We start from the raw sequence: 8340 nt of genomic DNA, 5'->3' as shown, positions 1-8340 counted from the left end.
AATAACCGCTGGCTAGAACGTTATTCACCCGTTAGGGTGATTTTGTTCTGCGTAAGATCTTTATCTCCGCGTAAACTGTGGATTTTGTATGCAATGATCATTATTCTAATTTAACTTTTGGAGTAGGGTTTCTTTTGGTTCGTTCGGTTAAGTAAATAGTCAGTACTTGTCACATGAAAATCTGCCAGTTTAATCAGAATCGCGGTGGGAATATCGACATCACCGCGTTCATAATTACTATAAATCCGCTGGCTGCATTGCAAATACTCAGCCATTTGAGTTTGTGTTAAATCTTTATCTTCACGTAAATCACGGATACGTTGATACATCTGGAACACCTCCAACGCAAGCATATCTTAGCGAATTATTCGCTATTGATTTTTAGCGAGAAATTCGCTAATATAATTAAAAGATGATTTGGGAGGGATGACAGGTGAGCCTTTTGGAGGATTTATATTACGGAAAAATCTGCCCAAGTGAACGAATATGTTCCGACGATCCTGAATATGCACAGAACACTAAGGTATTCTTGGAACATATGCACATCCTACAAGCAAAGTTATCTCCAGAAGACTTCACTCTGATCGAAGAAGCCATGAACTTTACTGACATGCTGATCTCTATCTCATCCGCTTCTGCCTATACGCTGGGATTCAAAATGGGAGCTGCGATGATAATAGAAGTATTAGAAAATAAGGAAGAACTTATACAGACTAAGGAGAAGTTAGTCCTAGAACAAATAAAGTTGGATAGGAGAGAGTTATGATACTTTTAATTCCAAACAGCATATGTTGATAGACGAGCTTCTTCAGGCAGAAAGTTGGGGTATTGTTCAAGAGAAGTGGGTTCCTGCTATTAAGGAGGCTATTTCCATGGGTGAGGTTGAAAAGCTGATTAAACTTAGGGCCAAGTTTCCATATTCTTTTGAAAATTCATTAAAGCATTTGAAAAAAGCGGAACGGGAATTTATTCGAAATAGTCTGAGATAAAACAAGCCGGCGCGTATAAGCATTTACGCATTGGCTTGTTTTTGTTTTGATAAGGTTTGATTTTTGAAGAGAAGTGCTCAGGGGAAAAGATCGAGGCCCGGAAGTAACTTCTTTATGGTGTGGTTGTCATGGATATTGACCGTCTCGGCCGTGGAGAAAATAAGGATTGGGCACTCATAAAAGATACATTTTTGAACTCGGAGACGGTAATCATCACCCCAAGCAAGATATACGATCTGGAAGTGGACAATGACGATGTATCGTTTGATTTTATGTCCATCTTCGCCAGAATTGAGTACAAAACGATTAAGCGCAGAATGAAGCAAGGGAAAGAAGCAGGGGCTAAAAAAGGCATGTAGTCAAACGGGAAGCCACCATTTCCCTACTATTATGATAAGAACACCAAATCGGTAGCGAGATTCATCTTGGGTATATCACCTACGGAAAAACACGAACGAAACGTGGCCAAGTGGAGACCTTCCCTGTAGAGGAACGAATCAAGGTCATGGGAACACATTAGAAATTGAAGACACAGGAAGAACGTGATGCCATCGTAGAACGTTTAGTGGATGAATCCATATAGTCAAAGAAATATATTTCCCCTTTCGGGATTGCTCTACTGTGAAAAGTGTGGCTGTAGAATGCAGTTCAGAGTGGGCCAAAGCAAGAAGCAAGGTCAATACTGGAGCGCGTTATGCTATCACCATTATAAGGATGGCAGAAAATGTGAGCAGAAGGGAAAGGTGCTAGACGAAGAATTTTTCGATGCTTTATATGAGCGGATCATTAAAGTAGACCCGAACATGTTACAGGAGATTGAACTGCAAGGTCGCGGTTATAACGATACGAAGACCATGATTGCCGTGAAGGAGCAGGAACTGCAAAAGCATAAACGGGCACTAGATAAACTACATGAATCCTATGAAGAAGACATTATTACGAAGCTGGTCTTCATGGAGCGGAAAATAGTTAGAACAAGACAGATTCAGAAATTGGATGAAGAGCTGAAGGATTTACGGAAGGTTGTAGTGGATGAAAGTAGCGCTCTTACGATGGAGCAGATCGTTGAGCAGATTGGGAAGTTTAGGGAGTTGTGGGATGTAGCGGTGACAAGTGAAGAGAAGAATCGGGCGTTGAAGAAGTTGGTGGAGCGGATTGTGTATAACCGGGAAGGGAATCAGGTGGGGTTGACGGTTTGTTTAGGTAAAGATTAATACATTTTACTTACTACTAGTCTCCTCCTTGTTGAGTCGGTCATATTAATTGTGCGAAAATGAGATGTGGCAGTTTCGCTTAAGATTTTTAAACAATAGTGTGCTTAGTTACCTATATTGGCTATTGGCGAAAAAAAGAATCGACCCTTCTTTTCTACTCAGTCAAACTTTCAACATATTCGTACTGTTAGTTTGCTATAATCATAATAAGGGAGGGCAGGATCATGATACAAAATTATAAGCCGCTCGACCATATTAAGGTATCACAGGAAGCAGTGGAGAAACAAGAGGGAATGATTTTAGACCACTTTCAAAAGCATGCTTACTTTCACTTAAGTGAACGCTTATCTCGTTTGAGAATTTTAGAAATGAGATACTCTGCAGAGAGTTTTGGAATTGAAACCGAAAAGATAACCCAACAATTGTCTGATTTTTTGGCTTATCAAGAAGCCTTATTTAATTTGATGACAAACGGTAAAATTATTCCGGTCTATGTATCGAACTATTCAAGTAGCAACTTTTACGGAGCAAACAGTATTGTAATCTCATACGAGGAAAGACAGGACAATGATGACAACCTCCGGTACAATTGAAATCACTCTTCCAATATTTGTTCATGACACCTTTATCTTAAAGCCTTCATTAAAAAGTAAATAAAAAAACCTGCGCAAATTTTTGCACGGTTTTTTTTGAGTCTTTTCGTTTTGACATTTACATTTATAATATCTCTCACTTAAATTTGGTTGAAAGACGTAAAACCCTCATCATCAGGCTGGTAGTTTGATGATGAGGGTTTTATTATTGATTAGGAAGGAATTGGAGATAAGGTGTCGAAATCTAAATAATAGGTCATTAGTCTGTAATTATTTTGAGAGACTAATTCTTATTTGCTATACGAATGGGGTGTTTTGAATGAGTTTAGCAAGAACATTTGTCGGATTTAGTAGTACAGATATTAACTATTATAGATTAATGACAGCTTGGAAAGCTAATACAAATATTGACTTTAATTTTGTGGATTGCCAGTTACAAACCTCAATAAACTCAGAAAATGAAGTATACATAAAAAAATTATGCAGAGAAAGAATTGGGATGGCAAGTAAGTTTATTCAATTAATTGGACAAGATACAAAACACAAATATAAGTATGTTCGTTGGGAAGCAGAAGTTGCAATGGAAAAGGGCTGCATCATAATTGGTGTGAATTTAAACGGATCAAGGAAAATGGAACAAGATACTTGTCCTCCCATACTTAGGGACATTGGTGCTATTTTTATACCTTTTTCACCTTACATAATAAAGTATTCTATTGAAAATTATTCAATGAACTCAAAGGGCTGGTTTTATTATGAAGATGAAATTTATAAAGGCTTAGGTTATGAATAAGGAGGAATATACAGTGAGTCACAATAAGAAATGTTTTGTAATAATGGGATACGGTGTTAAGACGGATTACACTACTGCCCGCGTTCTGGATTTAGATAAAACTTATGAAAATATTATTAAACCAGCAGTGGAAGAACTCGGTTTAGAATGTAAACGTGCTGATGAAATTCGACATTCGGGTAATATTGATGTCCCTATGTATTGGAATCTACTTACAGCGGATATTGTAATCGCAGATTTGTCCACTTATAATCCGAATGCGTTTTATGAATTGGGAGTTAGACATGCTTTGCGTCCGTACACTACAATTGCAATTTCTGAAAAGCAATTAAAGCCTCCTTTTGATTTGGATCATACTGTTATTCGAAAGTACGAGCACTTAGGAGCTGATATTGGTTATAGTGAAGCAATGCGGTTTCGAAAGGAATTACAAGATGTAGTTAAAGAGATATTAGATAATCCACAAGTTGATAGTCCAGTTTATACTTTTCTTTCTGGTTTAGTGCATCCCCAATGGACAGAACTGCAGTCAATGGATACTGCTGGAACTAATGACAATGGAAAAACCTTGAGTCAAATTCTAGAAGAAGCAGAAAAAGCAATGGAAGTAAATGATTTCATGAAAGCTAAAGTTCTGTTTTCCTATGCGCGTACTTTGGATGTGAATAGCATTTATATAATTCAAAAGCAAGCTCTTGCTACTTATAAGTCGAAACAACCCAATCATACTGCAGCATTAAACGAGGCGTTACAGTTACTTGAAAGTGCCTCTCCTGAATATTCAACCGACCCTGAAACACTTGGGTTAGTTGGAGCCATTTATAAAAGACTGTGGGAAGAGGCGGGCGAAAAGAAACATCTTGATTTGTCTGTAAGATATTACGAAAGGGGCTTTTACATTCAAAATGATTATTATAACGGTATTAATCTTGCATATCTTCTGAATGTAAGAGGAAACTTATCGGATCAATATAATTCAATTGCTGATTATGTAGTTGCTAATAGAGTACGGAGTCAAGTCATGCAAATTTGTGAAAATTTACTAATTACAGATAGTTTCCAAGAACGTAGTGATCAATATTGGATTGTTGCAACTTTAGAAGAAGCCTACTTTGGTTTAGGGGATACCTTAAAATATTCATTAACTCGTGAAAAAGCCCTCAAGATAGCAAAGGCACCTTGGGAGCGTGAAACGACAGAATCACAAATTAAAAAAATTGAAGTTCTATTAGTGGACTCACCCATAAAATAATTATTTTTAATGATTAATACCCAAAATAGAGGAATAAGGATGCCAGCACTTAAAACTTATGACTTGTTTATTAGTCACGCTTGGAGCTATAACGACGACTACCATAGAATTATTACTTTAAATATCGGAATTATTCTGTTCCCGAACATGACCCAGTTATTGACCCTAAAACTCCAGTAGGATTAGCAAAGCTAAGGGATGCTTTAGACAAACAAATTAAACCTGTAAATTCTGTTTTAATTATATCTGGCATGTATGTAAACCACAAATATTGGATTCAAACAGAAATTGAAATTGCTGCTCAGAAGTACAAAAAGCCAATCATTGGAGTAATACCTTGGGGGGCAGAAAGAATTCCTACAGAAGTGACTAAAGTATCAGTAGAGATGGTTCGTTGGAACACTGATTCCATAGTAAATGCTATAAGGAAATATTCAATTTAGAAATATTGTAGGCTCTTTCAAGAAAGGGAGATGATTGTGAATAATCCAAAATATGATATAACAAGGTATTTGTGTGCAGCTGCAGAGATAGCACCGAAGTTTAGAAATAAAGTTTTTGAGCAAATTATCGATAATACTATTCGATATGTAGCTCCATCTTATGGAGTTGATGTCCCGCTTGTAGCCAGACATTGTATTAGAGGACAGGTCAGAGATTTAGTAGTTGAAGCTTTATTGTCTGTTGTTTTACTTTGGACACTCTTTTCTTCATTTAAATCGTATGGAGTTTTCAGTGGAATTTTTCATTTTGTATTAACTTTATTTACATATCCTTGGTTAGTTGCCGTTCTATTGAGATGGTCTAATTTGTATCTTGGCTATAAAATCATTGCAAAGGACTTGAAGGAAAAAGATAAGGAAGATGAGAGTAATTCATTGATTGAGGCACAGTATGAAAAACGTATTAAAGAGTTGGAAGAACTTCAGGACGGGAATGTGGTTTACTACAGCGGCTATAATCCTTTTGTTGGTTCAGGAAAACAGGTGGATGGGTGGTCTTTTGTATGTGGTACCAAACTAAAAGAGGAACTGGGATTAGAACCGGAAAATCTATCATTATACGTACTATATGCTCTTATTAATAGAAATATGACTTCTTTAAAAATACCTAATTTAACTGTTCAAGATAAACTTTTCGTAAATGGAATGGAGATACGGGAAGACTCTCGCTTCCTCCCAAATATATATCAATCTCCCGTATCGAGTGTTGCAGAAGCATTGGTCGATGAATATAAAGAAGAGTGTGAAGGAAATATACGCTACTACCAAACTGTACAAGTGGTTGGCTGGCAAGGGAATATTGTGTTTTCTTCATTTTTTAGAATTACCAAAAACGAAAAGCATCTGTTTGTTGAAGCCAATTATTATGCTGTACCTCCACTTAAAGCTCAATTTTATGAAATAGACCAATTAAGCTCTACTATTCCATTTGGGCTAGTTATGAAAATGGGGGCTACTTCAATATTACCAGCTATTTTGCAACTACCGCTTTCTCCACTACGCGCTGTTAGGTATGGAAGGGCATTTTTTAAAGGACGGAAAGATAAGAAGGAAATATTAAAGCAAATTGATATGAATCAAAAATTTAATTATGGGGCTTATGAAAGTATAAGGGAAATGGCAGCTAGAAAAAACATGCAATATTTCTTTCAAAAAACTGATCTTAATATGTATAAAAAGCAAATTGAACGTTGTTTTACTGACAGTATTATTGAATATCTGGAGGGAATAGGAGTGGATACCTCTGAATTCATCCAGCGTAAAGAATCGATTATCAATCAAGGTATTATGATAAATGGCGGACAGATAAATGGTGATGTAGTATCGGTGGGTAGCCTAAAGAATAACTTTATAAATCAGGTAAAGGATACTTTTCAAAATAGTAATGTGTAGAAGGAGCAGCTATGTACATAAAACATAATAAAGGAATAGTAATTAATGGCGGGGAGATCCATGGAAATGTAGTGTCCATTGGAAGTGCGAATTTCAATCAAGACGTGCCTAAAGCTGCTAAAGAGACTAGTGATTTGAAATATAAGTATGATGTGGCCCTGTCATTTGCTGGAGAAGATCGAAGCTATGTGGAGATAGTGGCCAATGAACTAAAGGCAAGAGGCATTAACTTATTCTATGACGAGTTTGAACAAGTCTCTTTGTGGGGGAAGGATCTCACAACATACTTGGATCAATTGTTTAGAAATAAGGCATTATTTTGCGTAATGTTTATTTCTCAAGTCTATATTAACAAAGCTTGGTGTAATTTAGAACGTAATAGCGCAATGGATAGGCAACACAGAGATGGAGAATATATATTGCCTGTCTGCATAGACCAGACTTCATTTCAAGGTATTACGGATAAATACGGATATTTAGAAGCTAAGAATTTCAGCCCTGTTCAATTGGCCCAAATGATAATTAAAAAATTAGGTGAAAATAAATAGTGAAAATGTTGAATTTATCGCAGTGATGAGACGATGCCAATTACGACTCAAAAGCCTATAACCGCCATTAAAATAAATCGAAATATGTATAATAATAGAAGTTAAAGGAGAGGTGAGAAAATGTCTAATTGTTTTGTTATTCAACCTTTTGATGGCGATTCTTTTGATAAGAGATATGAAGATATACTTGTTCCAGCGATTCGAGAATCTTTATTAGAGCCTTACAGGGTAGATCGAGATCCTAGTGTGACTATTCCAATTGAAGACATACAGAACGGAATTAAAAATGCAGATGTTTGTCTTGCGGATATCACATTAGATAATCCAAACGTATGGTTTGAACTTGGGTTCGCTATTGCTAGCCAGAAAGATGTAGTCTTGATTTGTTCAGAAGAGAGAAAGTCGAAATTTCCGTTTGACGTTCAACACCGAAAGATTATTACATATTCTTCATCTTCCCCAAGGGACTTTGAACATCTTAAGCAGCAGATACATGAGAGGCTTACAGCAATAACCAAAAAACAATTTGAGATGGGAATGGTTACAACAAAATCGCCCATAGCTGGTACTGAAGGACTGGCACAACATGAGATGACTTTATTAGTTGCTATCGCTCAGAATGTTGACATTTATGATGACACCGTTAGCGCATTCTCAGTTAGACAAGATATGTCTAAGGCGGGCTTTGCACCTATTGCTGTCTCTCTTGGATTAGACGTTCTAAATAAAAAGGGATATATAGAGTTTACCGAAATACAAGATCATCAGGGAGAGAACTATAAGGCGTTTAAAATAACTCACTCAGGTATGACATGGTTACACAATAATATTGATAAACTTGTCCTGACCCAGGCAGTAGGAGTGACAAAGTCTAAGTACGAGATAAGTGATGACGATTTGCCATTTTAAATAAATAGCTAAGAAAGGCATCGATATTTTACAACAATGTATTTACATATTGGCATATAAACCATTTCAATTCTGTAAATCAGACTGAACACTATTGCGAGACCCTATCAGTACTACACAAACGTATGGTAACTGCTCCCTCTTTTT

10 protein-coding genes and 1 pseudogene are annotated in these 8340 nt (G+C 36.5%); 10 read left to right on the top strand and 1 reads right to left on the bottom strand.

The window, feature by feature from the left end:
- Positions 1 to 110 precede the first annotated feature (110 nt).
- Complete coding sequence (locus QW71_RS32590) at positions 111 to 329, bottom strand: helix-turn-helix domain-containing protein (RefSeq protein ID WP_039309417.1); 219 nt, start codon at positions 327 to 329, stop codon at positions 111 to 113.
- A gap of 104 nt (positions 330 to 433) precedes the next feature.
- On the opposite strand from QW71_RS32590, the gene QW71_RS37455 reads away from it, so the two are divergent.
- The 10 genes and pseudogenes from QW71_RS37455 (at position 434) to QW71_RS32535 (ending at position 8193) form a co-directional block, all read left to right on the top strand.
- Positions 434 to 766, top strand: a complete 333-nt coding sequence (locus QW71_RS37455; protein ID WP_047014103.1) for a DUF6809 family protein — start codon at positions 434 to 436, stop codon at positions 764 to 766.
- A gap of 351 nt (positions 767 to 1117) precedes the next feature.
- On the top strand, positions 1118 to 1348 hold the full coding sequence (locus QW71_RS32575; RefSeq protein ID WP_039309413.1) for a recombinase family protein: 231 nt from the start codon (positions 1118 to 1120) through the stop codon (positions 1346 to 1348).
- Positions 1349 to 1558: 210 nt separating this feature from the next.
- The gene (locus tag QW71_RS32570; protein WP_083442823.1) at positions 1559 to 2203 is read left to right on the top strand and encodes a zinc ribbon domain-containing protein; all 645 of its coding nucleotides are present in this window, start codon (positions 1559 to 1561) and stop codon (positions 2201 to 2203) included.
- Positions 2204 to 2427: 224 nt separating this feature from the next.
- Positions 2428 to 2796 carry a hypothetical protein gene (locus tag QW71_RS32565; protein WP_039309410.1) on the top strand — a complete coding sequence of 123 codons (369 nt, stop codon included), beginning with the start codon at positions 2428 to 2430 and terminating at the stop codon, positions 2794 to 2796.
- 319 nt (positions 2797 to 3115) lie between these two features.
- The gene (locus tag QW71_RS32560) at positions 3116 to 3589 is read left to right on the top strand and encodes a TIR domain-containing protein (protein WP_039309407.1); all 474 of its coding nucleotides are present in this window, start codon (positions 3116 to 3118) and stop codon (positions 3587 to 3589) included.
- Positions 3590 to 3602: 13 nt separating this feature from the next.
- Positions 3603 to 4841 (top strand): TRAFs-binding domain-containing protein, encoded by a 1239-nt coding sequence (locus QW71_RS32555; RefSeq protein WP_235441614.1) that lies wholly within the window; start codon positions 3603 to 3605, stop codon positions 4839 to 4841.
- A 128-nt stretch (positions 4842 to 4969) separates the two neighbouring features.
- Positions 4970 to 5284: pseudogene (locus QW71_RS42310) on the top strand (TIR domain-containing protein); the annotation flags it as partial.
- A 36-nt stretch (positions 5285 to 5320) separates the two neighbouring features.
- A complete protein-coding gene (locus tag QW71_RS32545) occupies positions 5321 to 6736 on the top strand; it encodes a hypothetical protein (RefSeq protein ID WP_039309406.1) in 1416 nt (471 codons plus the stop codon).
- Between the two features lie 11 nt (positions 6737 to 6747).
- Entirely contained in the window at positions 6748 to 7284 is a 537-nt protein-coding gene (locus QW71_RS32540) for a toll/interleukin-1 receptor domain-containing protein (RefSeq protein WP_052770496.1), read from the top strand.
- Positions 7285 to 7404: 120 nt separating this feature from the next.
- Positions 7405 to 8193: a hypothetical protein gene (locus QW71_RS32535; protein ID WP_039309404.1), complete on the top strand. Its 789-nt coding sequence runs from the start codon at positions 7405 to 7407 to the stop codon at positions 8191 to 8193.
- Positions 8194 to 8340: the final 147 nt, after the last annotated feature.

Source organism: Paenibacillus sp. IHB B 3415, assembly GCF_000802655.2.
Lineage (GTDB): Bacteria > Bacillota > Bacilli > Paenibacillales > Paenibacillaceae > Paenibacillus_AQ > Paenibacillus_AQ phytohabitans.
Note: the sequence above shows the minus strand (reverse complement) of the source record. Positions and strands in the feature narration are given on the sequence as shown.

Coding starts and splice junctions, on each gene's coding strand:
- QW71_RS32565 (WP_039309410.1), top strand. CDS start 2,428: ATGATACAAAATTATAAGCCGCTCGACCATATTAAGGTATCACAGGAA.
- QW71_RS32570 (WP_083442823.1), top strand. CDS start 1,559: ATGAATCCATATAGTCAAAGAAATATATTTCCCCTTTCGGGATTGCTC.
- QW71_RS32535 (WP_039309404.1), top strand. CDS start 7,405: ATGTCTAATTGTTTTGTTATTCAACCTTTTGATGGCGATTCTTTTGAT.
- QW71_RS32575 (WP_039309413.1), top strand. CDS start 1,118: ATGGATATTGACCGTCTCGGCCGTGGAGAAAATAAGGATTGGGCACTC.
- QW71_RS32560 (WP_039309407.1), top strand. CDS start 3,116: ATGAGTTTAGCAAGAACATTTGTCGGATTTAGTAGTACAGATATTAAC.
- QW71_RS32590 (WP_039309417.1), bottom strand. CDS start 329: ATGTATCAACGTATCCGTGATTTACGTGAAGATAAAGATTTAACACAA.
- QW71_RS32540 (WP_052770496.1), top strand. CDS start 6,748: ATGTACATAAAACATAATAAAGGAATAGTAATTAATGGCGGGGAGATC.